The sequence below is a fragment of the Nonomuraea sp. NBC_00507 genome (assembly GCF_036013525.1).
Lineage (GTDB): Bacteria > Actinomycetota > Actinomycetes > Streptosporangiales > Streptosporangiaceae > Nonomuraea.
This window is the reverse complement of record NZ_CP107853.1, coordinates 11,915,703-11,938,186: the sequence shown is the minus strand read 5'-3', so window position 1 is coordinate 11,938,186 and position 22,484 is coordinate 11,915,703. Positions and strand designations below refer to the sequence as shown.

General features: G+C 68.3%; 21 protein-coding genes. 12 read left to right on the top strand and 9 right to left on the bottom strand.

Going from position 1 to position 22,484, the window contains the following annotated elements; translation table 11 throughout:
• Positions 1-142 precede the first annotated feature (142 nt).
• The 6 genes from OHA25_RS56775 (at position 143) to OHA25_RS56750 (ending at position 6,898) form a co-directional block, all read left to right on the top strand.
• Positions 143-1,096 (top strand): LacI family DNA-binding transcriptional regulator, encoded by a 954-nt coding sequence (locus OHA25_RS56775; protein ID WP_327585076.1) that lies wholly within the window; start codon positions 143-145, stop codon positions 1,094-1,096.
• Positions 1,097-1,292: 196 nt separating this feature from the next.
• On the top strand, positions 1,293-2,255 hold the full coding sequence (locus OHA25_RS56770) for a carbohydrate ABC transporter permease (RefSeq protein WP_327585075.1): 963 nt from the start codon (positions 1,293-1,295) through the stop codon (positions 2,253-2,255).
• Positions 2,239-3,105 (top strand): carbohydrate ABC transporter permease, encoded by an 867-nt coding sequence (locus OHA25_RS56765; protein ID WP_327585074.1) that lies wholly within the window; start codon positions 2,239-2,241, stop codon positions 3,103-3,105. Before OHA25_RS56770 ends, OHA25_RS56765 begins: the two co-directional genes overlap by 17 nt.
• A gap of 42 nt (positions 3,106-3,147) precedes the next feature.
• A complete protein-coding gene (locus OHA25_RS56760) occupies positions 3,148-4,434 on the top strand; it encodes an extracellular solute-binding protein (protein ID WP_327585073.1) in 1,287 nt (428 codons plus the stop codon).
• Between the two features lie 9 nt (positions 4,435-4,443).
• Positions 4,444-5,724, top strand: a complete 1,281-nt coding sequence (locus tag OHA25_RS56755; RefSeq protein WP_327585072.1) for a Gfo/Idh/MocA family protein — start codon at positions 4,444-4,446, stop codon at positions 5,722-5,724.
• Positions 5,714-6,898 carry a dienelactone hydrolase family protein gene (locus tag OHA25_RS56750; RefSeq protein WP_327585071.1) on the top strand — a complete coding sequence of 395 codons (1,185 nt, stop codon included), beginning with the start codon at positions 5,714-5,716 and terminating at the stop codon, positions 6,896-6,898. Before OHA25_RS56755 ends, OHA25_RS56750 begins: the two co-directional genes overlap by 11 nt.
• A gap of 53 nt (positions 6,899-6,951) precedes the next feature.
• Here the strand turns inward: OHA25_RS56750 and OHA25_RS56745 are convergent, their stop codons facing one another.
• Genes OHA25_RS56745 through OHA25_RS56720 form a run of 6 tightly spaced genes read right to left on the bottom strand, consistent with a single transcriptional unit; the run spans position 6,952 to position 12,953 of the window.
• Positions 6,952-8,721 carry an ABC transporter substrate-binding protein gene (locus OHA25_RS56745; protein ID WP_327585070.1) on the bottom strand — a complete coding sequence of 590 codons (1,770 nt, stop codon included), beginning with the start codon at positions 8,719-8,721 and terminating at the stop codon, positions 6,952-6,954.
• 18 nt (positions 8,722-8,739) lie between these two features.
• The gene (locus OHA25_RS56740) at positions 8,740-9,015 is read right to left on the bottom strand and encodes a DUF2160 domain-containing protein (RefSeq protein WP_327585069.1); all 276 of its coding nucleotides are present in this window, start codon (positions 9,013-9,015) and stop codon (positions 8,740-8,742) included.
• Positions 9,016-9,018: 3 nt separating this feature from the next.
• Positions 9,019-9,840: a carbohydrate ABC transporter permease gene (locus tag OHA25_RS56735; RefSeq protein ID WP_305924631.1), complete on the bottom strand. Its 822-nt coding sequence runs from the start codon at positions 9,838-9,840 to the stop codon at positions 9,019-9,021.
• 5 nt (positions 9,841-9,845) lie between these two features.
• Positions 9,846-10,781 carry a carbohydrate ABC transporter permease gene (locus tag OHA25_RS56730; RefSeq protein ID WP_305924632.1) on the bottom strand — a complete coding sequence of 312 codons (936 nt, stop codon included), beginning with the start codon at positions 10,779-10,781 and terminating at the stop codon, positions 9,846-9,848.
• The gene (locus OHA25_RS56725; protein ID WP_327585068.1) at positions 10,778-11,866 is read right to left on the bottom strand and encodes an ABC transporter ATP-binding protein; all 1,089 of its coding nucleotides are present in this window, start codon (positions 11,864-11,866) and stop codon (positions 10,778-10,780) included. Before OHA25_RS56725 ends, OHA25_RS56730 begins: the two co-directional genes overlap by 4 nt.
• Positions 11,859-12,953 (bottom strand): ABC transporter ATP-binding protein, encoded by a 1,095-nt coding sequence (locus tag OHA25_RS56720; RefSeq protein WP_327585067.1) that lies wholly within the window; start codon positions 12,951-12,953, stop codon positions 11,859-11,861. The genes OHA25_RS56725 and OHA25_RS56720 overlap by 8 nt, the downstream gene beginning before the upstream one ends.
• Positions 12,954-13,220: 267 nt before the next feature.
• On the opposite strand from OHA25_RS56720, the gene OHA25_RS56715 reads away from it, so the two are divergent.
• Positions 13,221-14,363, top strand: coding sequence for an FAD-dependent oxidoreductase (locus tag OHA25_RS56715; protein ID WP_327585066.1), 1,143 nt, complete (start codon positions 13,221-13,223; stop codon positions 14,361-14,363).
• A gap of 9 nt (positions 14,364-14,372) precedes the next feature.
• On the opposite strand, the gene OHA25_RS56710 is transcribed toward OHA25_RS56715, so the two are convergent.
• Positions 14,373-15,152, bottom strand: a complete 780-nt coding sequence (locus OHA25_RS56710; protein WP_327585065.1) for an SDR family NAD(P)-dependent oxidoreductase — start codon at positions 15,150-15,152, stop codon at positions 14,373-14,375.
• Positions 15,153-15,253: 101 nt separating this feature from the next.
• Here OHA25_RS56710 and OHA25_RS56705 point away from each other — a divergent pair, with 101 nt between their 5' ends.
• Positions 15,254-16,795: a DUF4434 domain-containing protein gene (locus OHA25_RS56705; protein WP_327585064.1), complete on the top strand. Its 1,542-nt coding sequence runs from the start codon at positions 15,254-15,256 to the stop codon at positions 16,793-16,795.
• Here OHA25_RS56705 and OHA25_RS56700 read toward each other — a convergent pair.
• A complete protein-coding gene (locus tag OHA25_RS56700; protein WP_327585063.1) occupies positions 16,792-17,670 on the bottom strand; it encodes an arginase family protein in 879 nt (292 codons plus the stop codon). The two genes, OHA25_RS56705 and OHA25_RS56700, sit on opposite strands and share 4 nt — an antisense overlap.
• Positions 17,671-17,698: 28 nt before the next feature.
• Here OHA25_RS56700 and OHA25_RS56695 point away from each other — a divergent pair, with 28 nt between their 5' ends.
• Entirely contained in the window at positions 17,699-18,235 is a 537-nt protein-coding gene (locus tag OHA25_RS56695; protein WP_327585062.1) for a CGNR zinc finger domain-containing protein, read from the top strand.
• Positions 18,236-18,376: 141 nt separating this feature from the next.
• Here the strand turns inward: OHA25_RS56695 and OHA25_RS56690 are convergent, their stop codons facing one another.
• On the bottom strand, positions 18,377-18,622 hold the full coding sequence (locus tag OHA25_RS56690) for a hypothetical protein (protein WP_327585061.1): 246 nt from the start codon (positions 18,620-18,622) through the stop codon (positions 18,377-18,379).
• A 409-nt stretch (positions 18,623-19,031) separates the two neighbouring features.
• On the opposite strand from OHA25_RS56690, the gene OHA25_RS56685 reads away from it, so the two are divergent.
• The 3 genes from OHA25_RS56685 (at position 19,032) to OHA25_RS56675 (ending at position 22,340) form a co-directional block, all read left to right on the top strand.
• Complete coding sequence (locus OHA25_RS56685) at positions 19,032-19,328, top strand: hypothetical protein (RefSeq protein WP_327585060.1); 297 nt, start codon at positions 19,032-19,034, stop codon at positions 19,326-19,328.
• Positions 19,328-20,398 (top strand): DUF6745 domain-containing protein, encoded by a 1,071-nt coding sequence (locus tag OHA25_RS56680; RefSeq protein ID WP_327585059.1) that lies wholly within the window; start codon positions 19,328-19,330, stop codon positions 20,396-20,398. The genes OHA25_RS56685 and OHA25_RS56680 overlap by 1 nt, the downstream gene beginning before the upstream one ends.
• Before the next feature lie 508 nt (positions 20,399-20,906).
• Positions 20,907-22,340, top strand: coding sequence for an FG-GAP-like repeat-containing protein (locus tag OHA25_RS56675; protein ID WP_327585058.1), 1,434 nt, complete (start codon positions 20,907-20,909; stop codon positions 22,338-22,340).
• Positions 22,341-22,484: the final 144 nt, after the last annotated feature.

The window sequence follows — 22,484 nt, the reverse complement described above, 5'->3', positions numbered from 1 at the left end:
CCCCGGACCCAGGGCGTCAAGAGGTGATTTCATTCCCCTAGCGCTACCTGGGGATTCCGGGTAAGGCTCGGTATGCCGTAGACCGGCAAGCGCTTTCAGGGTACTCATGGTGCTGCAAGCGGTTGCGTTAGGGTGGGCGACTGTGACAGTGACGATTCGTGATGTGGCCCGAGCGTCCGGCGTGCACGTGTCCACCGTGTCGAGGACGTTCTCCGCGCCGCACATGGTGAACGCCGCCACCCGCACCAGGGTGCTGACGGTGGCCGAGGAGCTTGGATACCGCCCGAACCGGGCGGCGCGGGCGCTCACGACCGGCCGCACGCACAACCTCGGGTTGATCGTGGCCGACATCGCCAACCCGTTCTTCCCTCCCTTGATCAAAGCCGCGCACGCCGCCGCCCGGCAGCGCGACTACCACCTGTTCGTGGCCGACACCGATGAGGAGCCGGCCGCGGAGGAGGAGCTGGTGCAGGCCTTCTCCAAACAGGTGGACGGGCTGATCCTGTGCAGCCCGCGCTCGTCCAACAAGGTGCTCGAGCGGCTGGCCGAGCGGGTGCCGTTCGTGGTGATCAACCGGCGGCTGCGTGGCGCCGCGACGGTGCTGATGGACGTCGGCCACGGGGCCAGGCTGGCGGTGGAGCACCTGACCGGGCTCGGGCACCGCCGTGTGGCGCTGGTGTCGGGGCCGACCGGCTCGTGGACGAGCGCGGAGATCCGGGCGGCCGCCGAGCAGGTGGCCGGCATCGAGCTCGTCGTGATCGGCCCCAACCCGCCGACCGAGCGGGGCGGATTCGACGTCGCCAAGCGGGTGCGGGACGCGGAGGTGACCGGTGTGCTGGCCTACAACGACCTGGTGGCGATCGGTCTCATCGAAGGGCTCTGCGAGCTCGGACTGAGCGTTCCTGAGGACGTCAGTGTCGTGGGCATCGATGACATCGTGCCAGGGCGGCTCAACCGCCCCAAGCTCACCACGGTGGCCATGCCCACCGCGGCGGCCGGGCGGCTGGCGGTGGATCTGCTCATCCAGGAGGTGAGCGCCACCACGTCGCTGGAGACCCGCCTCGTCATCCGCGACTCCACCGCAGCGCCGCGATAGCCCGGCCGCTGCAACCGGTTGTACTATCCGCGATGCAAATTCGTCTGACTTCTTCGGCCGCCGAGTCTGTCACCTGGGAAAACGCTGTGGCGATATATCGGTAACGGGTATGTAACGCCTGCAAAGGGTTGACGTAACTTTCCCGACGGCTATAGGAAAGCGCTATCCATCCACATTTCGCCGGAAGGTCCGTGTGATGACTGACGTTTCGGTGGCGGTGAAGCCCCGGGGAGCGGCGACCCAACCCCCACGGGGTGGTCACCGCGCCACAAAACGTTCCCGCCGTGAGGCGCGGGCCGCCTATCTGTTCCTGGCGCCCTGGTTCGTCGGCCTGCTCGTCATCACGATCGGCCCGATCTTCGCCTCGCTGTACCTCTCCTTCACCGACTACAGCCTCCTGGAGGAGGCGAAGTGGGTCGGGTTTGACAACTACGTCACGATGTTCACCGAGGACCCGAGGTTCCTCAACTCGCTGAAGGTCACCACGATCTACGTGGTCGTGTCGGTCCCGATGCAACTGACCTTCGCGCTGGCGCTGGCCCTGGTGCTCGACCGGGGGCTACGCGGCCTGTCGTTCTACCGCTCGATCTTCTACCTACCATCGCTGCTGGGCGGCAGCGTCGCGATCGCGATCCTCTGGCGCAAGGTTTTCGGCGCCGATGGCCTGGTCAACGCGGTGCTCGGGATCTTCGGGATCCAGGGGCCCGGCTGGGTCGGCGACCCCGATACCGCTCTTGGCACGCTGATCCTCCTGCACGTGTGGACGTTCGGCGCCCCGATGATCATCTTCCTCGCCGGGTTGCGGCAGATCCCTAGGAGCTACTACGAGGCGGCGGCGGTGGACGGCGCCGGCTCCCTCCGCCAGTTCCGCTCGATCACGCTGCCGCTGCTGACGCCGATCATCTTCTTCAACCTCGTGCTGGAGGTCATCAAATCGTTCCAGTCGTTCACACAGGCGTTCATCGTGAGCAACGGCAAGGGCGGCCCGGCCGACTCCACCCTCTTCTACACGCTCTACCTCTATTTGAAGGGGTTCAAGAGCTACGACATGGGCTACGCCGCGGCGATGGCGTGGGTCCTGCTGCTCATCATCGCCGCCCTGACCGGAGTGAACTTCCTCGCGTCTAAGTATTGGGTCTTCTATGGCGACACCAAGTAGGCCGGTCCCGGTGCTGTTCCGCCCCCTCAAGGGCGGACCGGTGGTCAAGCACATCTTGCTGATCGGCTTCGGCCTGATCATGCTCTATCCGCTGCTGTGGATGATCTCCAGCTCGCTCAAGCCGGAAGAGTTGATCTTCCGGGAGCCGGGATTGTGGCCCAGCCAGGTCACGCTCGAGAACTACACCGAGGGCTGGGTCGCGCTGAAGCACCCCTTCGGCTACTACCTGTGGAACTCGGCGGTCGTCACGGCCATTTCCGTGGTGGCGAACCTGGTGGCCTGCTCGCTGGCCGCCTACGCCTTCGCCCGGCTGAACTTCCCGCTGAAGAAGTTCTGGTTCGCGATCATGCTGGGCACGATCATGCTGCCGCACCATGTGGTGATCGTGCCGCAGTACATCATGTTCTCCGAACTCGATCTCATCAATACGATTTGGCCGCTGGTCATGCCCAAGATGCTGGCGACGGACGCGTTCTTCGTCTTCCTCATGGTGCAGTTCATCCGTACCCTGCCCAGGGAGCTCGACGAGGCGGCCGAGATCGACGGAGCGGGCTATTGGCGCATCTTCATGAGAGTCGTCATGCCGCTCTGCCTGCCGGCGCTGGCCACGACCGCGATCTTCACGTTCATCTGGACGTGGAACGACTTCCTTAGCCAGCTCCTTTACCTCAACAACCCGGACAACTTCACTGTCCCCGTCGCGCTACGCACCTTCCTGGACGCCAGCAGCGACTCGTCATGGGGCCCCATGTTCGCCATGTCGATCATCGCACTCGGTCCCATCTTCGGCTTTTTCCTGGCCGGTCAGAAGTACCTGATCCGTGGTGTGGCCACCACGGGACTGAAGTAGTTCCTCACCCCCCAATAAGAAAAACCCCTAGGAGGTAGAGCCGTGAGCTCTGGCAAGAAGATGTGGTCGGCGGCATTGCTCGCCACCGCTGTGCTGGCGGTCACCGCGGCCTGCGGCAGTGGCAGCGGCGGCGGCGAAAGTGCCGACGGCAAGATCAAGCTGCGCTTCTCCTATTGGGGTAGCGACGCTCGGCAGAAGATGACCGAAGAGGCGATCAAGAAGTTCGAGGCGAAGAACCCGAACATCGACGTCGAGGGCGAGTTCTCCGACTTCGCGGCCTATTACGAGACGCTGTCCACGAAGGTCGCGGCCAGCGACGCGCCCGACGTCATCACCCTCGAGATCCGCGGCCTGCGCGAGTACGCCGACCGCGGCACGCTGGCCGACCTGGCCAGCAAGGTCAACACCGCCGACATCGACGCCAAGGTGCTGGGCACCGGTGCCATCGACGGCAAGCAGCTCGCCATCCCCACCGGCGTCAACGCCTTCTCCCTCGTCGTAAGCCCGACCGAGGTGGAGGCCGCGGGGCAGAAGCTCCCCGACGACACCAAGTGGACCTGGGAGGAGTACATCGACTTGGCGGCGAAGATCACCGACAAGAGCGGCGGAAAGATCTACGGCACGCAGCAGAGCTTCAACCCGGCCTTCCTCCAGATCTTCGCCGCGCAGAAGGGTGAGCCCTTCTACAACGGTAACAAGATCGGCGTCTCGCCCCAGACCATCAAGGACTGGTGGAACATCCACCTGAACCTGATCAAGACCAAGGGCTCGCCTGACGCCGCCAAGACCGCCGAGATCGGCGCCCAGAGCGTGGACCAGTCGCTGCTGGCCACCGGCACCGGCGCGATGGGCATGTGGTGGAGCAACCAGCTCGGCGGTATCAACAAGGCGTCGGGCAAGGAAGTGGATCTGCTGCGGATGCCGAAGGCGGAGGGCGCCACCACCAGCGGCATGTTCCTGCAGCCCGCGATGTTCTACACCGCCTCGTCGAAGTCCGAGCGCGCGGCCGAGGCCGCCAAGTTCATCGACTTCATGGTCAACGACCCGGAGGCGGGCCAGATCGTCCTCAGCGACCGCGGCCTGCCGGCCAGCTCCAAGGTGCTGGCGGCGGTCAAGGACAAGCTGCCGGCCACGGACAAGAAGACGCTGGACTTCCTCGACAAGGTCAAGAGCGAGCTGGCCGACCCGCCCGCCGCTCCGCCGAAGGGCGCCAGCGCCATGGAAGACATCCTCACGCGGTACTCGGAGGAGGTCCTGTTCGGCAGGATGACTCCCGACGACGCCGCGCAGAAGTTCATCACGGAGGCCAACGCCTCCATCGCAGGCTAAAGGAGAGTCATGAAGTACGCGTTCGTCGGGCTCGGGCACCGCGCGCAGATGTACGTCGACGCGCTGCTCGGGGAGTGGCGTGACGCCGGCACCATCGTCGCCCTGTGCGACACCAACCGGACCCGCATGGACTATTACGTCGAGCGGATCGGCCAGGAGGTGCCGTGCTTCGCGCCCGCGGAGTTCGACAAGGTGCTCGAGCTCGCCGACGCGGTCATCGTCACGACCGTCGACGCCACGCACGCTCGCTACGTGTGCGCGGCACTCGACGCCGGTCGCGACGTCATTGTGGAGAAACCGCTCACCGTGGACGCCGAGGGCTGCGCGGCCATCGCCGAGGCGGCCGAGCGCAGCAGCGGCAAGCTGATCGTCACTTTCAACTACCGGTACTCGCCGCGTAACTCGGCCGTGCGCCGGCTGCTGATGGAGGGCGCGATCGGCGAGGTGACGTCCGTGCACTTCGAGTGGACGCTCGACACCATCCACGGCGCCGACTACTTCCGCCGCTGGCACCGCAACCGGGCCAGCTCGGGCGGGCTGCTCGTGCACAAGTCCACCCACCACTTCGACCTGGTCAACTGGTGGCTCGGGGCGGCCCCCGAGCTCGTCTTCGCCCAGACCGACCTGCGCTTCTACGGCGCCGAGAACGCCAAGAAGCGCGGCCTGGAGGAGCGCCCCGCGCGAGGGCAGGGCGCTCCCGGGCTGGGCACCGACCCGTTCATTCTCGACATCTCCGTCGACCCCCGGCTCAAGCGGCTCTACCTGGACGCCGAGCACGAGGACGGCTATATCCGGGACCAGGACGTCTTCGGCGAAGGCGTGGACATCGACGACAACATGTCCGTGCTGGTCCGCTACACCAACCGGGCGATCATGACCTACTCCCTGCACACGCACGCCCCCTGGGAGGGTTACCGGGTGGCCTTCAACGGCACGGCCGGGCGGCTGGAGCTGGACGTGGTCGAGCGGGAGTGGACGCCGCCGCACGCCGCCATCGACCCGAGCGCGGCCGGCAAGAAGCACGCGGCCGGGTCGTGGGAGAGGCTCACTCTGCACCGGCACTGGAGCAAGCCGGAAGAGGTGCCCATCGAGACCGGGGCCGGCGGGCACGGCGGTGGGGACCGCCTGCTGCTCAACGACGTCTTCCGCGGTCCCGACAACGACCCGCTGGCTCGGCAGGCCGGCTACCGCGACGGCATCCGCAGCGTTCTGACGGGCGTCGCGGCCACCATGGCTGCGCAGACCGGCACGCCCGTCCGCTTGGTGGACGACGGGACCCGTGTCGGCTGAGCCGGCCGGGCCGGTGCCTGCCGCACCGCACGGGTCCGTGTCCGCCGCACCGGCCGGGTCCGTGTCCGCCGCACCGGCCGGGTCCGTGCCTGCTGACGGGACCGGGCTCGTGTTCGGTGAGCTGGCCGGGATCGCTGAGGCGCAGCTCGGGACTTATCCGGATCTTCCGGGGCCCGAGCTGCGGGTGGCGGCACGCGACGCCCTCGGGGTGCTCGACCTGCGCGCTGATGACGTGCGGGTCGAACGGACCTGGGTCGATGGCGATCTTGTCGGCGAGGAGCTCTCTTGGTCCGTCGGGTTCGGGCCGCGGACGCGGGCGTTCCTGCTGCGTCCCAGGGATGCGGTGGGGCCGCTGCCCGGGGTGGTGGCGCTGCACTGCCACGGCGGCATGAAATGGGTCGGCAAGGAGAAGATCGCCGACGGTCCCGAAGAGCCGTCGCCTGAGGTGGTCAGGGCCAGGGCGGCCATTTACGGCGGTCGCGCCTTCGCCAACGAGCTGGCCAGGCGCGGGTTCGTCGTGCTCGCGCACGACGTGTTCGCCTGGGGCAGCCGCCGCTTCCCCCTCGACCCGGAAGCGGCCCCCGCGCCGGCCCCCGCCACGGCCGAGGCGCCGCTCAGCGAGGCCGACCGTTACGACCGGCTCGCCGGGCCGCATGAGCACATCGTGGCCAAGCACTGTGCCGTGCTCGGCACCTCCTTCGCGGGCGTGGTGGCGGGCGAGGACCTCGCGGCGGCGGCCTACCTTCGCTCACGCCCCGACGTCGGCCCCGTCGGATGCGCCGGGCTGTCCGGCGGCGGGCTGCGGGCAGCGCTCCTGGGCGCCTTCGACCCCCAGATGAGCGCCGTCGTGGTTGCGGCGATGGTCTCGTCCTACCGGGACATGCTGGACGGGCACGTGGCCAAGCACACCTGGATGTTCTACCCGCCGGGCCTGCCGCGCCTCGGCGACTGGCCCGATCTGGTGGCCGCCCGCGCGCCCCAGCCGCTCATGGTCCAGTACGCCATGCGCGACCGGCTGTTCCCGGAGCCGGGCATGCGCCGCGCCCACGCCATGATCAGCGAGCGGTACGGGGACACCGGCGCGTACGAGGCGGTGTTCGCCGACGTGCCGCACAGCTTCGACGTGCCCAGGCAGGAGCAGGCCTTCGACTGGCTGGGCCGCCATCTCCGATGACCTGCCGCCGCCCGGCCTGCCCCGGGCGGCGGCACCCTGATCCATCGCAGCAGTCAGTCACCCGCCTTCCACTGCGCGATGAGCTTGTCGTAGTCCAGCGTGGCCGGTTTGCCGCGCTCGTCGGCCAGCTTCGGAGCGGGCGCGCCCGGCTGGTCGTACCAGTGCTGGGCCGATTGTTCGGGGTTGAGCTTGGGCGCGCAGTTCCCGCCGTAGCCGCGCCGCTCCAGCCGGGACAGGATGTCGTCCTGCTGCTTGGCCAGGTTGTCCATCGACTGCTGCGGCGTGGTCTCGCCGGTCACGGCCGTGGCCACGTTCTGCCACCAGAGCTGGGCGAGCTTGGGGTAGTCCGGAACGTTCGTCCCGGTCGGCGTCCACTGCTTGCGGGCCGGGGAGTTGTAGAACTCGATCAGGCCGCCGTACTTCTTGGCGTTCTGGGCGAAATACTCGCTCTTGACGTCGGAGTCCCTGATGAACGTCAGGCCGACGATCGACTTCTTCAGCGACACGGTCTTCGACGTGACGAACTGCGCATACAGCCACGCCGCCGCCCTGCGGTCCTGCGGTGTGTTCTTCAGCAGCGTCCACGAGCCGGCGTCCTGGTAGCCGAGCTTGTGGCCGTCCTTCCAGTACGCGCCGTGCGGGCTCGGCGCGATGCGCCACTTGGGCGTGCCGTCGCTGTTGACGACCGGCAGCCCTTCCTTGGTCATATCGGCCGTGAACGACGTGTACCAGAAGATCTGCTGGGCGATGTTGCCCTGCGCGGGCACCGGACCGGCCTCGCTGAAGTTCATGCCGGCGGCTTCCTTGGGCGCGTACTTCTTCAGCCAGTCCACGTATTTGGTGAGCGCGTAGACCGAGGCGGGGCCGTTCGTGTCGCCGCCGCGGGTGACCGACGAGCCGACCGGGCGGCAGTTTTCCACCCTGATGCCCCAGTCGTCCACCGGCAGGCCGTTGGGGATGCCGGGGTCGCCGTTGCCGGCCATGGACAGCCAGGCGTCGGTGAAGCGCCAGCCCAGCGACGGGTCCTTCCTGCCGTAGTCCATGTGGCCGTAGACCTTCTTGCCGTCGACGGTCCCGTTGCCGTTGACCTTGTTGGTGAAGAAGTCGGCGATGTCCTCATAAGCCGCCCAGTTGACCGGGACGCCCAGGTCGTACCCGTAGGCGTCCCTGAACTGCTTCTTGATCTCCGGGTCGGTGAACCAGTCGTAGCGGAACCAGTAGAGGTTCGCGAACTGCTGGTCGGGCAGCTGATAGATCTTCTTGTCCGGGCCGGTGGTGAAGCTGATGCCGATGAAGTCGTTCAGGTCGAGCGTGGGCGAGGTGACGTTCTTGCCCTCGCCGGCCATGTAGTCCGACAGCGGGATCACGTAGTCGCCACGCGAGTGGGTGCCGATGAGGTCGGAGTCGTTGACGTAGGCGTCGTAGATGTTCTGGTCGCCCTGGATCTGGGTCTGGAGTTTCTCGACGACGTCGCCTTCCTGGATCAGGTCATGCTTGATCTTGATCCCGGTGATCTCGGCGAACGCCTTGGCGAGCTGCTGGGACTCGTACTCGTGCGTGGTGATCGTCTCGGACACCACGTTGATCTGCATGCCCCGGTACGGCGCCGCGGCCTTCATGAACCAGTCCATCTCCGCGAGCTGCTGGTCCTTGGCCAGCGTGCTGGGCGTGAACTCCTCCGACACCCAGCGTTGCGCCGCCGCCTTCCCGTCGGCCTCCTTGAAGTCGCTGGCCGGCCGCTCTGTGCTCTGCGCGCAGCCGGCGATCACCAGAATCAGCGTGGCCAGACCAACGGCCGCGGACCTGCCTGCCCGATGCCTCATTGCATGGCTTCCCTTCTGTCAACCCCATATCCCGATCACGACCACCACGAGCAGCGCGCAGCCCAGCGCGATCCACATGGACAGGTCGGTGACGGCCATCCAGGCGGCCAGCACGACCGCGGCGCTGATCAAGCCGATGTACAGCCGGTCGCCCCGGTCGGTCTCGATACGCAGGAAACCTCGCCTGGCCACGGGCGGGGAGACGCGGCCCCAGACCGCCATGACGACGAGCAAGAGAGCGAGCCCGATGAAGACCAGGGCCGTGGGGAGGGTCCACACCATCCACTCGAGCATGCGCTAGACCCTCCCCAGGGCGAAGCCCCTAGCTATGTAATTACGCACGAACCAGATGACGATCGCGCCGGGGACGATCGTGAGCACCCCCGCCGTGGCCAGCAGCGCCCAGTCCACGCCGGCCGCGCTCACCGTCCGCGTCATCGTCGCGGCGATGGGTTTCGCGTCGACCGACGTGATGGTCCTGGCGATCAGCAGCTCGACCCAGCTGAACATGAAGCAGAAGAACAACGTCACGCCGATCGCGGACCGGATCATCGGCAGGAATATGCGAATGAAGAAACGAGGGAGCGAATAACCGTCGATCGCCGCGGTCTCGTCGATTTCCCGGGGGATTCCCGACATGAATCCCTCGAGGATCCACACGGCGAGCGGGACGTTGAAGAGCATGTGCGCGATGGCCACCCCGAGATGGGTGTCGAAAAGCCCGACGCTCTGATAAATCTGGAAAAATGGCAGCAGGAAGACGGCGGGCGGCGCCATGCGGTTCGTCAGCAGCCAGAAGAACAGGTGCTTGTCGCCGGCGAAACGGAAACGTGAGAACGCGTACGCCGCGGGCAGCGCCACGATGAGCGACATCACCGCGTTCAGTGACGTGTAGATGATGGAGTTCAGATAGCTCGAATACCATGACACGTCCGTGAAGAACGTGACGTAGTTGTCGAAGGTCACGCGCTGCGGGATGAGCGAGAAGCTGCCGAGGATGTCCTCGTTCGGGCGGATCGACATGCCGAACATCCACAGCAGCGGCAGCATGAGCGTGGCCACGTACAGCCAGAAGACCGTGCGTGCCCACGGGAGCCGGCGTCCGGTGGTCCTGGCCATCCGCCTCACCTCCCCGACCTGGTCAGCACGGTGAAGAAGACGTAGCAGAGGACCTGCACGATCAAGAAGTAGATCAGCGAGAACGCGCCCGCGGGCCCCACGTCGAACTGGCCGACGGCCATCTTCGACAGCAGGATGCTCAGGAACGAGGTCGCGTTGCCCGGCCCGCCGCCCGTCACCACGAACGGCTCGGTGTAGATCATGAAGCTGTCCATGAACCTGAGCAGGATCGCGATCGTCAGCACCCCGCGCAGCCTGGGCAACTGAATGTGCCGGAACGTCGCCCACCCTGACGCGCCGTCGATCTGCGCGGCCTGGAAGTACGGCTCGGGGATCGACCGCAGCCCGGCGTACGCCAGCAGCGCCACCAGCGGCGTCCAGTGCCACACGTCCATGACGAGGATCGTGATCCAGGCGTCGGTGGAGTCGAGGGTGTAGTTGAAGCCGATGCCGAGCACGTTGTTGATCGTCCAGCCGCCGAGCCCGATGTCGGCGCGGGCGAAGATCTGCCAGATCGTGCCCACCACGTTCCACGGGATGAGCAGCGGCAACGCGACCAGCACCAGCGCCGCCGACGCCCAGAACCCGCGGCGCGGCATCGCCACCGCGATCGCCACCCCGAGCGGGATCTCCACCAGCAGCACCTGTGCCGAGAACAGCAGCGTCCTGACGAACGCCTCCCGGTTCTCCGGCCGCCGTACGGCCTCGTAGAACCAGTCCAGTCCGACGAACACACGGTCGCTGGGGCTGAAGACGTCCTGGACCGAGAAGTTGACCACGGTCATCAGCGGGATGATCGCCGTGAACGCCACCGACACGACCACCGGCAGCACCAGCCACCAGGCCCGGTTGTCCTTGCGCTTCAGGTCCGTGCGCGTCTCCTGGGGTTCGGCGGGCGCGGTCGTGACGACCTCGCCGCTCACCTGGCTGCCCGCGGTCACGTGGCGCTCCTTCCGTCGAGCGGCGCGAGGAAGCCGCACCTGACCTGGTCGCGGAACAGGAACGTACGATCCGACGGGAAGTGCAGGAACGCCTGTGCGTCCGGCTGATAGCCGGAGCCCGCCTCGGTCCTGGCGATGACGGGGTGCTCGCCCACCCGGGTGTGCACCAGGTCGTACGCGCCCATGCGGTCGATCCCGGTCACCTGGGCCGCCACCCCGGGAGAAGCCCGGCTGATGCGGACGAACTCGGGCCGCACCCCGATGCGTACCGGACCCGGAGGGAGGCCGTCCGCCACCGACCCCACGGCGGCCTGCCCGACGCGGACGACGTCGCCGACGATCTCGGCGGGCACCATGTTCATGCCCGGTGAGCCGATGAAGTGCCCGACGAACTCGTGCGCCGGCGAAAGGAACAGCTCCGCCGGCTCGCCCGCCTGCACGATCGCCCCCTCGTTGAGCACGACCACCTCGTCGGCGAACGTCAGCGCCTCCGTCTGGTCGTGCGTGACGTAGATCAGCGTGTGCCCGGTGTCGCGGTGGATCTCCTTGAGCTTGCTGCGCAGCGTCCACTTCAGCGCCGGATCCACCACCGTCAGCGGCTCGTCCAGCAACACGGCCGCCACCTGGGAACGCACCAGCCCGCGGCCCAGGCTGACGATCTGCTGCCGGCCCGGGTCCAGCCGGCGTGACCTGCGGCGCAGGAGGTGGTCCAGGCCGAGCAGCTGGGAGACCTGGCGGACGCGCTGGTCGATCTCGTTTTTCGGATATTTCCGGTTGCGGAGGGGGAAGGCGAGGTTGTCGTAAACGGACATCTCCTCGTACAGGACCGGGAACTGGAAGACCTGCGCGATGTTCCGGCCTGCCGTCGGCACGTCGGTGACGTCGCGGTCGTCGAAGAAGATCCGCCCCACCGTAGGGGTGATCAGGCCGGAGATGATGTTCAGCAGCGTCGTCTTGCCGCACCCGCTGGGGCCCAGCAACGCGTACGCCCGCGCGGTGCACCACGTCCACGTCATCGGCTTCAGCGCCCACGTCGCGCCGCCGTCGTAGCTGTGTCCCACGCCTTCCAGGCGGATGTCAGCCATGCACGCCTCCGAGGTCCGCGGCGCTGGTGGCCAGCAACCGTCCGCCGGCCTCGTCGAAGACGAAGATGTGCGCGGGGTCCACGTACGCGACCGTGGCCTCCCCGGGGGTGAACAGCTGGGTGCCCGGCAGGTGGGCGACCAGGTGCCGGTCGCCCCGCAGCAGCAGGTGCAGGAACGTGGCGCTGCCGGTGACCTCGGCGAGCCTGATCTCGGCGGGCAGCTCCAGCGCGCCGGGCCCGTCGCGGGCGATCCGGACCTGGTGGGGGCGGATGCCGAGCATGACGTCGTGGCCGGTGGCGGTCGCGTGGGGCGCGGGGAACGACGTGCCGAGCACCTCGATCCGGCCGTCGCGGACCACGCCGGGCAGCAGGTTGAGCGGGGGATCGCTGAGCGTGGCGGCCACGGCCAGGGTGGGCGGGTGGGCGTACATGTCCGCGACGTCCCCGACGTGCTGCACCCTGCCCTCGCCCAGCACCACGGTCCGGGCGGCGAACGTCAGCGCCTCGTTGGGGTCGGCCGTGGAGTAGACGACCACGCCGGGGGTGTCGGCGAACATGGTCTTGAGGTCGGCGCGCAGCTGCTCGCGGAGCTTGAAGTCCAGGTTGGCGAGGGGCTCGTCGAGGAGCAGCACGTCCACGGGGCGGGCCAGCGCGCGGGCGATGGCGGTGCGCTGCTGCTGCCCGCCCGAGAGCTCCGCGGGCCGGCGCTCGAGCAGGCCGGCGATGCCCATGAGCTCGGCCACCTCGCGCACCCGCCGGTCGATCCCGTCCTTGCGGAATGTGGAGTCCAGGCGGAGCGGGGAGGCGATGTTCTCATAGACCGTCAGCGACGGATAGTTGATGAATTGCTGATAGACGAAGGCGACCGACCTTTTCCGCACGGGAATGCCGGTGACCTCTTTTCCGTGCACCATGACCCGGCCGGAATCCGGGGCCAGCAATCCGGCGGCGACGCGCATCAATGTCGTCTTTCCCGCGGTCATGGGACCGACGAGGGTGGTCATTCCGTTAGGTAATTCCAGATGAATGTCGTCGAGCCAGGTCTCCCCGCGTTGCCGTACGGAGACGCCATCGAGAATCAGCGTCACGGTCCCCGGTCCTCTCTCCCTGACTTCCATCTAACATCATCTGAAACTTTGTGCAAATCACGGTTTGACGTCGAGATAACAGTGAATGGCCGGACCTATCGCCGTGACGACGTCCTTCCTGCTCATGGCGTCCGAGCGCGGGGAGATCGGGGCATCAGGGCATAGGGCTGTCCGGGGCATCCGTATGCCAACGACTGTTGGCCAACGAGTGTTGACATTCCATGCCACCTGATCTAACGTCAACAGGTGTTGGCAGAAGGAGGAGACATGGAAAACACCGATGTGCTCGTCGTCGGAGCCGGCCCCGCGGGCCTCACCGCCGCCATCGTCCTGGCCCAGTCGGGCCACGACGTCGTCATCGTGGACGCGCAGGCCGAGGGGGCGAACACCTCCAGGGCCGCCGTCGTGCACTCGCGCACGCTGGAGCTGCTGGAGCCGTACGGTGTCACGTCCGCCCTGGTCGGGCGAGGGGTGCACACGCCGCGCTTCACGGTCCGCGACCGCGACCGGTTGCTGGTGGCGGTGCCCTTCGACGGGCTGCCGACCCCTTACCCCTACACACTGATGATCTCTCAGGCCGACACGGAGGCCTACCTGCTGGCCCGGCTTACAGAGCTGGGCGTCAAGGTCCTGCGGCCGGCCCGGGTGACCACCGTCGCCCAGGACAACTCCGGCGTCACGGCGACCCTCGGCGACGGGCGCGCCTTCCGCGCGTCCTACCTGGTGGGCGCCGACGGCATGCACAGCGGCGTCCGCGAGCAGGCCGGGATCGGCTTCGGCGGCGGCACGTACGACGAGTCGTTCACCCTGGCCGACGTGCGGCTCCACGGCGGGGTCCCGCGCGAGGAGGTCATCCTGTACTTCTCGCCCGACGGGCTCGTGGTCGTCGCGCCGCTGCCCGGCGGGACGTACCGGATCGTGGCCACCGTGGGGGAGGCGCCTCAGCATCCCGACGTGGCGTTCGTCCAGCGGTTGCTCGACACGCGCGGGCCGAAGGCCGTGCCCGCCGTGGTGGACGAGGTGATCTGGGGCTCGCGCTTCCGCGTGCACCACCGCATCGCCGACACCTATCGGCGCGGACGGATCCTGCTCGTCGGGGACGCGGCGCACGTGCACTCGCCGGCCGGCGGTCAGGGCATGAACCTCGGCATCGAGGACGCGGTCAAGGCGGGCGAGGCGTTGTCGAAGGTGCTGCGGGGCGGATCGCCCGACCTGCTGGACGCCTACGCCGCCGCCCGCCGCCCGGTCGCCGAGAAGGTCGTCGCTCTGGCGAGCCGCCTCACCTCCCTGGCCACCATGAGCGCGGCCCGCCGCCCTCTGCGGAACCTGGTGCTCGGCCTGGTGGGCCGGCTCCCGGCGGTGCGCCGCCGCCTGGCCTGGCAGCTGTCAGGACTGGACCGCCGCGGCTAAGGAAGGCGGCTAAGGAAGGATGGCGTCGACGTACCCGCCGTCCACCCGCACCGCGCCCCCCGTGGTGGCCGAGGCGAACGGCGAGCTGAGATAGACCACCATGTTCGCGATCTCCTCGGGCTCGATCAGCCGCTGGAGCAGCGACTGGGGCCGGTGCTCGCGCATGAACGCCCGCTGCGCCTGCTCCCACGGCAGGTCCCTGCCGACGAGCTGGTAGACGAAATCCTCTACGCCGCCCGTGTGCGTCGGCCCGGCGATCACCGAGTTGACCGTCACCCCGCTCCCCGCGGCCTCCTTCGCGAACCCCCTGGACACGGCCAGCAGCGCGGTCTTCGTCATGCCGTAGTGGATCATCTCGGCCGGGATGGCGACGGCCGAGTCGCTGGCGATGTACTGGATCCGCCCCCAGCCCCGCTCCTTCATGCCCGGCAGGTACGCGCGGGTCAGCCGGACCGCGGCCAGCACGTTCACCTCGAAATAGCGCCGCCATTCGTCGTCGCTGATCTCCAGAGCCGGCTTGGCGCCGAAGATGCCGAGGTTGTTGACCAGGATGTCGACCTGCGGCAGCACGCTGAGGACCTGCTCGCACCCCTCGTCGGTGGACACGTCGCCGGGCGCAGCCACCGGTTCGCCGTTCATGAGCTCGATGGCCATCGCCACGGAGGCCTCGCTCCTGCCGTTGACACCGACGCGGGCCCCGGCCTCGGCCAGCCCGGTGGCGATGGCCGCCCCTATTCCCTGAGTCGATCCGGTGACGAGTGCGGTCTTGCCGCTGAGATCTATGCGCACGATGTGTTCCCCCCCGTCCGCCATTGTCCGCGATCAGTGTGCGCGGGCTCACAGCGGGGGGCCGACTGCGTAGGCTGGAGGCCGGCGCGGAAGGGGCGTGGGTGCACCGGATCCTGTGGGTGGTCGTGGCGGTCGCCTTCATGGTGGGCCTCGTCGTGCCGTCCGATTCGGTGGAGGAAGCGCCGGGGGAGTGCCCGCCGCGGGACACGCGGGTGGTGGCGCCGTACGCGGTCACCGGTTACTGGGTCATTCCGCGGGCCGATGCGTGCGTGACGCGGCGGATGGTCGAGGCGATCCACGCGATCGGCGGGGACACGCTCGTCACGTTCGGGCCGCGGTTCAGCGTGGGTGCGGAGCCCGGCTGCGTCGTGGACGGGCGGCCGTGCGCCGACGTGCCGGGGGTGCGGCACGTCTACACCTACGTCACCAGCGAGGAGTTCGGGCCGGGCCTGCTGCGCTGTCCTGGCCTGGACCGGCGGATCGAGAGCGACGGGCGGATCTTCTACCGGGTGTCGCTGGCGACGTCGTGCGACGCTCGCGCCCATGACCTGGTGCTGATCGCCACCGACGGCGACGGGCTGGGGAATCTGATGACGGAGGCGGCGGCGTACGGGATGAAGGTCTTCCCCGGGCTGCCTGCCGCGCCGCAGCAGGCGGGCAAGCCGTGGGAGCCCGACCTCGCCCACCTGGGCGCGCTGAACGCCTTCACCACGCGGGTGCTCGCGGACTACCGGGCGCGGTTCGGGGCGGCCTTCGCCGGTGTCTATCAGTCGTTCGAGCTGGCCATGCGGACGCGGTCCGCCAAGGACCCGATCATCGCGCTGTACGCCGCCCAGCACGCGGCCGTCGCCTCCGCGCTGCCCGGCACGAAGATCCTGGTCAGCCCGTACATCGACGCGCGTCGCGGCCGCGGATTCCCGCCGGACCAGGTGGAGCCGGGGATGGCCGACATCGCCGGCACGCGGGCGGGCCTGCCGATGGCCATCGCCGTACAGGATGGGCGGGGCACCGGGAAGGTGCCGGTGTACGCGCTCAACGAGCGGGATGCGCGGGTCGAGGCGCGGCTGGTGCCCATGGTCGGTGAGGTGACCTACGCGCAGGCGTACTACGGCTCCACGCGCGACTACATCGAGGCGGCGGCGCGACGGGTGCCGCCGGGGGTGGAGCTGTGGGTGAACGTGGAGGGCTTCGAGCCCACGCAAGTGGCCGGCGAGTGCGGGCGAGTCGAACCACTACCGCTGCGCGGACGCCCTTCCAAAGCCCGGCTGGACCGGCAGGTCATGGCGACCGGGACCGGCGTACAGAAGATCATCTCCTATGGCTGGGAGCCCTTCTTCACCTGCCAGGCCCGCTACGACACGCCTTCGCTGGCCGACGACATCGTGCGCGAGTGGCGACAGCCGATCATCGTGAACGTGACCCCGAAGGAGATGAACGGGCGGCCAGGGGTTCTCGTGGAGGGCTTCAACCTGCGCGGCGGCACGCTCCGTTTCGGCTCGCAGGTCATCGAGCAGGAGTGGCACGGCCGGCAGGGCCGGCTCGAGTCCGCCTGGGCGCCATACCTGCCGACGAGCCCGTCGACGCCGGTCACCGCCACGAACGAGGCCGGCGAGACCAGCACGACCCCCTACGTGATGCCCTAGGCAGCCAGGGCCGCTACCAGAATGTCCGCCAGCAACGCGGCCTGGCTGCCGTCCTCGTCCAGGTCCGGGTCGAGAATGGTCACCTCCAGTCCCACGGCTCCCGGAAGGGTGACCAGGCCGCGCAGCAGGTCGGTGAGCTGAGCGGCGTCGAGTCCGCCCGGGGTGGGGGAGTCCACGGCGGGCAACACGGAGGGATCGAGCACGTCGGCGTCCACATGAATCCAGAATCCGTCGAGCTCCTCCCGGACCAGCACCTCCTTGGCCCTGCCGAGGTCAATGTCGCTGCCGGGGAGGTAGGCGATGGTTCCGCTGCCGGCGATGTCCCGCACATCCCCCTTGTCCCGCACCCCGAGCACGATCACATCCTCATCCCGGACGTACGGCCGCAAGCCGTCGATGTCGGTGAGGTAGTCGTCACCACGGCCGGTCACCAGGGCGAGGTCCTCCCCGGCCGCCGCGCCGACGTGCGGGGAGTTGCCCAGGTGCCGGAAGTCGGCGTGCGCGTCCACGTACGCCAGCCCGTAGCGTCCGCGTCTGCGCAGCGCGAGGGCGGGGCCGAGGACGATCGAGCAGTCCCCGCCCAGCAGTACGGGAAACCCATTGATCTCGTCCAGCCGATCGGCGAGCGTGCGCGCATAGGCGGCGATGGCGGGCCCGTTACGCACGCCGTCGCCGCGTTTCCACGTGGCCACGTAACGGGGCGGCACGACCGCACCCGCGTCGGCCGCGCCGAGCCGCCGGACCAGGCCGGCGTTCCGCAGTGCCCAGGGGGCCTTGTAGCAGCCGGGGACGGCGCCGGGGGCGGGCGGACGCAGGCCGAGGTTGGAGGGCGCGTCGAGGACGATCAGATCTCTGTCAGTGGTTATTATTGTCATACTCGTGACGGTAGCAAGGGGAGGGCGGATGCGCCAGTTCGCGGAGACGGGGATCGTGGCGATCGATCTGGCGAACACCTGGGACGAATACCTGGACGATCCCGAACGGCTGCCGGACCTGCCCGAGCTGCGCCGCTTCTGTCGTGAGCTGGGCGTGGGCGGGGAGAGCGGGATCGGCGCGGAGCATCTCGACGCGGTCCGGGCCGTGCGGGAGCGGCTGCGCGCCGTCCTCTTGGCGGGCGACCCTCCCGAACGGACGCGAGCCCTGGCCCGGTGGACCGCTGAGCTGCCGGTCCGGGCGGCCGTGGAGGATGCGGACGGCTTGCCCCGCCTCCGTCTCACCGCGCCTGCCGACGCCGCACTGGCCGAACGCCTCGCCGTCCGCTCCGTCGCCGACCTGCTCGACCTCGCCGCGTCAGGCGACTGGGAACGCCTGCGCCTGTGCGCGGCCCGACCGTGCCAGGACGCCTTCGTCGACCGCAGCCGCCCGGGCCGCCGCCAATTCTGCTCCACCCGCTGCGCCAATCGGGCCCACGCCGCCGCCTCCCGCGCCCGCCACCGATAGAAGAGGTCGAGACCTGACCTGAGAGGCTGTGGTCAGAGAGTGCCGGGGAAGCTCGGGATCAGACTCCCCACAAGATCATCGCAATGGACGTGGTCGCGACGAACTCGCGGAAGCTGTCGTTGCGGTCCCAGGCGACTCCTTTCACCACCCACGCTGGATCACGCCGACGTCATCCTCGAGCGTCGCGATGACGAGAACATCATCCTGATGCGCGCCGAGCGATTTGAAGCAGGTGCGGCCAGCTTGGGCATCGCCGTCCGAGCACTGGCCATAGTGGCTCGCCGGAACAGCGAACTCGCCTAGGAGGTCCTCGCCGAGGAGCTCCCTTGGCTCACGTGGCTTCCCGACACCGAGCGTCATGCGTGTGTACGCGACCTGCTCGGCCATCTGATCGCAGGCGCGGACACCGGAGAGCTGCTGCCGTTCGCGCGGTCGCTGACCTCCTGGCGCTCCACCGCGGTGATCTGGAGCGATCCTGAGCTCGCTCGCGAATTGCCGGGGCCCTCCCCGGTGATGGTCCGGAGGTGGCCCGTCCGAAAGGGGATTTCTGATGGCAGGCCGGGGCGACGATGTTCCCCGGCCTCAGCCGTGGCGCGTTCGATTCGCTGATCGGCGACGAAGAACGCACTCTATGGATTACGCGGGCCGGGACCGGACACCCTAGGCAGGCCGATCAACGACGCCGCCGGTAGGGATATGCCGGTCGATCACCGTGCGACGGGAGGCCTGGCCACTCAGGAATTGTCGGTCGTGGTCGATAGCTTGCGATCATCCCCCCAACGATGGAGGTTGGTCGATGTATCGACAGGGCGACATCCTGATCATGCCGATTCCGGAGGAGTCCGCGTCCCGCATCATGCGGCCCGAGCCGCGGGACCCCCGTGGGCGGCTGGTGCTGGCCCATGGCGAGGCCACCGGGCACTGTCACGCGATCCCCGGTCCCGGCACGCTCTCCGGTGGATTCCTGCACCTCCCTGAGGGAGGAAGGCTGGTGCACGAGGAGCATGACGCGATCTCGCTGCCCAAGGGCTGGTATCGGGTGATCAGGCAGCGCGAATACGTGCCGGGGTCCTTCCGGGTGGTGGCCGACTGATGGAGACGCTGACGTGGGAGCGGGTCGCTCGGGCGACCGGCGCGGGAGGCGACCCGGAGGCGGCCGTCCGGCAGGCGTACCGCGAGGCAGGGCTCGTGGAGCCTGAGCACGTTCTCGTGCTGAGCTCGCCCGCGGCCGGGGCCGTGGCGGCGGCATGGCTGACCGGCGACGACGCCCGGCGCCAGGCCCTTGAGGAGGCGGTGCCGGCGGTGCGGGGGCCCGGCGGAGCCGACCGTGCTCAGGCGCTGTTCGGTGCACTGCGGCCGGTCGGTGAGCCGGGGCGGTCGGTGCGGGACGTCGTCCGTACGCAGCCGTGGGAGCGCGCGAGGGCAGCGCTCTACGCCGAGCTCGGGCCGACCGGTTGGGCGGCGCTCTGGGACCAGACGGGCGGACGGCTGTGGCCGCAGGTCGACCAGTTGGTCACCGCCATCCGCCGAGGGCTGGCCGACCTCGGTGGCGAGGCGCTGCGGCAGGTCACGTTGGACGCCGTGCTCGGGCAGCACGACGCCCCGTGGTTGTCGGCGTTCGACGGCCTGGACGGGCTGAAGCGGGTGGCCGAGTGCGCGGGCTGGTGGTGGCCGTACGAGCGGATGGCGATCATCACGGAGCGGCCTGTCGAGCTGCACCTCGACGAGCTCGCACGACTGCATCGCGCGGACGGGCCTGCCATGTCCTACTCCGATGGCTTCGCCCTGCACGCCTGGCACGGCATGCCCGTCCCCGCCGAGTTCGGGGCGTCGATGGGCGATCTCACGCCCGAGCGGATCCGCAACGAGGACAACGCCGAGCTGCGCCGCGTGATGCTGGAGCACTTCGGTTACGACCGCTATCTTGCCGAGTCCGGCGCCAGGCCTGTACATCGCGACGAGACCGGTGTCCTGTGGTGCATCGACCTGCCCGGCGACGAGTCGATCACCATGGTGGAGGTCGTCAACTCCACGCCCGAGCCCGACGGCACCAGCCGCACCTATTTCCTGCGGGTGCCGCCGTGGGTGCAGCGGGCGCGCGAGGGGGTCGCGTGGACGTTCGGCATCGCGGAGGAGGACTACCGGCCCGAGCGCGAGACCTGACCGGGGAGAATTCCGCGGCGCCGACTCGGCCGGACGGCAGGGTCGCACACGCCAATGGAAAATCTCTGTAACTGCCATCCAATGCGGTGTCGAGGTGGAAAGCCGCAAAGCCGGCGGACACCCCGTGGAGCCACGGCCCTCAGGGCTGGCCAGGTGTGGGATGGGAGGTGGCGGCCTCCCTCGGAAAGGCTGAACCGCAGGCCAAGCGGCAGCCTCGCTTGGGGGCGGCTGGGTAGCGGGCCATGCGACAGTCGCCCCTCGGGACGGCTGGCCGGGGCAGCTCAATGCGGTAGTCCTCGGAGCCTGGCCGCAGGTCGACGCCGGGCGGATGATGGCTGCCGAGCGGCTGATGGATGTGGTCCGCGCCAAGGCGGCGGTCTCCACGGGCTGGACGCGGGCAAAGAAGTTCAAGCAGGTTTGAACCGAGTTTGGAGAAGCCCGGCGCAGGCTTCGCACCATGAAACCTCCCAAGAAACGCACCGCGTTCTTATCCCGCATCCTCCGTTCGATGCTGGCGGTGCCCGTCGTCGCCCTGAGTGTGGTCGCGGTCTCCGCGACGCAGGCTTCGGCGGTGTCCCGCCCGGCCATCGTCTCCGTGGCGCAGGACCAGCTCGGCGACTCCACGCGCAATCACGAATCCCCGATGGGCAGCGGCTGCAACTACTACACCGGGTACTTCCGCAGCTGGAAGCCCGCCGACGGCTGCCCGAGCAGTGACGGCGTCCGGTGGCGCGACAGCGACTGGTGCGCCGACTTCGCCAAGTACGTCTGGCAACGGGCCGGCGTTCCGTATGCCGATGTGCCCGAGGGCAGCGGAGGCGTCCTCACGGGATGGGCGTCGTCGTTCAAGGACTACGGCGTCAAGCACGGAACGTGGCACGCCTTCGGCAGCGGCTACTCACCCCAGCCCGGTGACGCCATCGTCTTCGACTGGGACCGGAGCGGCGACATCGATCACGTCGGCATCGTGACCTCGGCGAACGCGAGCACCGTCTACACGATCGAGGGCAACAGCGGCGACCGCACCCAGAGCAACTCCTACTCCCGCTCCAACACCGACATCGTTGGCTACAGCGCTCCCGTCGGAGGGACCGTTGATGAGCCAAGGGTCGGCAACAGTGTGACGGGTGACTCGTACGCTGACCTGCTGGCTGTGGACGCCGGCGGCAAGATGCTGCTCTACAGCAACAACTTCGTGCGTGACGATGGTCAGCCGTTTACGGGCAGCGCGCCGCGTGAGGTCGGGCATGGCTGGAGCAGTTCGACGAGGATCATTCCGGCTGATGTGACTGGTGATGGGTTCACCGACCTGCTGGCGGTGGATGCCGCGGGCAAGATGCTGCTCTACAGCAACAACTTCGTGCGTGACGATGGTCAGCCGTTTACGGGCAGCGCGCCGCGTGAGGTCGGGCATGGCTGGAGTAGTACGACGAGGATCATTCCGGCTGATGTGACTGGTGATGGGTTCACCGATCTGCTGGCTGTGGATGCCGCGGGCAAGATGCTGCTCTACAGCAACAACTTCGTGCGTGACGATGGTCAGCCGTTTACGGGCGGCGCGCCGCGTGAGGTCGGGCATGGCTGGAGTAGTACGACGAGGATCATTCCGGCTGATGTGACTGGTGATGGGTTCACCGATCTGCTGGCGGTGGATGCCGCGGGCAAGATGCTGCTCTACAGCAACAACTTCGTGCGTGACGATGGTCAGCCGTTTACGGGCGGCGCGCCGCGTGAGGTCGGGCATGGCTGGAGTAGTACGACGAGGATCATTCCGGCTGATGTGACCGGTGATGGGTTCACCGATCTGCTGGCGGTGGATGCCGCGGGCAAGATGCTGCTCTACAGCAACAACTTCGTGCGTGACGATGGTCAGCCGTTTACGGGCGGCACGCCGCGCGAAGTCGGGCACGGCTGGGCCGGCAGCACCCGCATCCTGACCTGACCCCATCCCCGCCGGTGTCGGCCGCCCACCACCCCAGGCGGCCGACACCGGGCCCTTCTTCATCACTCGTGGAGTAGCCATGCGACATGCCCTCATCCGATCCCTGACCGGATTACTTCTCTCCCTGTGCGTCTCGGTGCCCAT

Excerpts from the sequence above, each read along its gene's own strand:
- OHA25_RS56770 (WP_327585075.1), top strand. The coding sequence starts at position 1,293 with ATGACTGACGTTTCGGTGGCGGTGAAGCCCCGGGGAGCGGCGACCCAA.
- OHA25_RS56700 (WP_327585063.1), bottom strand. The coding sequence starts at position 17,670 with ATGACAATAATAACCACTGACAGAGATCTGATCGTCCTCGACGCGCCC.
- OHA25_RS56740 (WP_327585069.1), bottom strand. The coding sequence starts at position 9,015 with ATGCTCGAGTGGATGGTGTGGACCCTCCCCACGGCCCTGGTCTTCATC.
- OHA25_RS56695 (WP_327585062.1), top strand. The coding sequence starts at position 17,699 with ATGCGCCAGTTCGCGGAGACGGGGATCGTGGCGATCGATCTGGCGAAC.
- OHA25_RS56735 (WP_305924631.1), bottom strand. The coding sequence starts at position 9,840 with ATGGCCAGGACCACCGGACGCCGGCTCCCGTGGGCACGCACGGTCTTC.
- OHA25_RS56680 (WP_327585059.1), top strand. The coding sequence starts at position 19,328 with ATGGAGACGCTGACGTGGGAGCGGGTCGCTCGGGCGACCGGCGCGGGA.
- OHA25_RS56685 (WP_327585060.1), top strand. The coding sequence starts at position 19,032 with ATGTATCGACAGGGCGACATCCTGATCATGCCGATTCCGGAGGAGTCC.
- OHA25_RS56725 (WP_327585068.1), bottom strand. The coding sequence starts at position 11,866 with ATGGCTGACATCCGCCTGGAAGGCGTGGGACACAGCTACGACGGCGGC.
- OHA25_RS56765 (WP_327585074.1), top strand. The coding sequence starts at position 2,239 with ATGGCGACACCAAGTAGGCCGGTCCCGGTGCTGTTCCGCCCCCTCAAG.
- OHA25_RS56745 (WP_327585070.1), bottom strand. The coding sequence starts at position 8,721 with ATGAGGCATCGGGCAGGCAGGTCCGCGGCCGTTGGTCTGGCCACGCTG.
- OHA25_RS56690 (WP_327585061.1), bottom strand. The coding sequence starts at position 18,622 with ATGGCCGAGCAGGTCGCGTACACACGCATGACGCTCGGTGTCGGGAAG.
- OHA25_RS56715 (WP_327585066.1), top strand. The coding sequence starts at position 13,221 with ATGGAAAACACCGATGTGCTCGTCGTCGGAGCCGGCCCCGCGGGCCTC.
- OHA25_RS56755 (WP_327585072.1), top strand. The coding sequence starts at position 4,444 with ATGAAGTACGCGTTCGTCGGGCTCGGGCACCGCGCGCAGATGTACGTC.
- OHA25_RS56675 (WP_327585058.1), top strand. The coding sequence starts at position 20,907 with ATGCTGGCGGTGCCCGTCGTCGCCCTGAGTGTGGTCGCGGTCTCCGCG.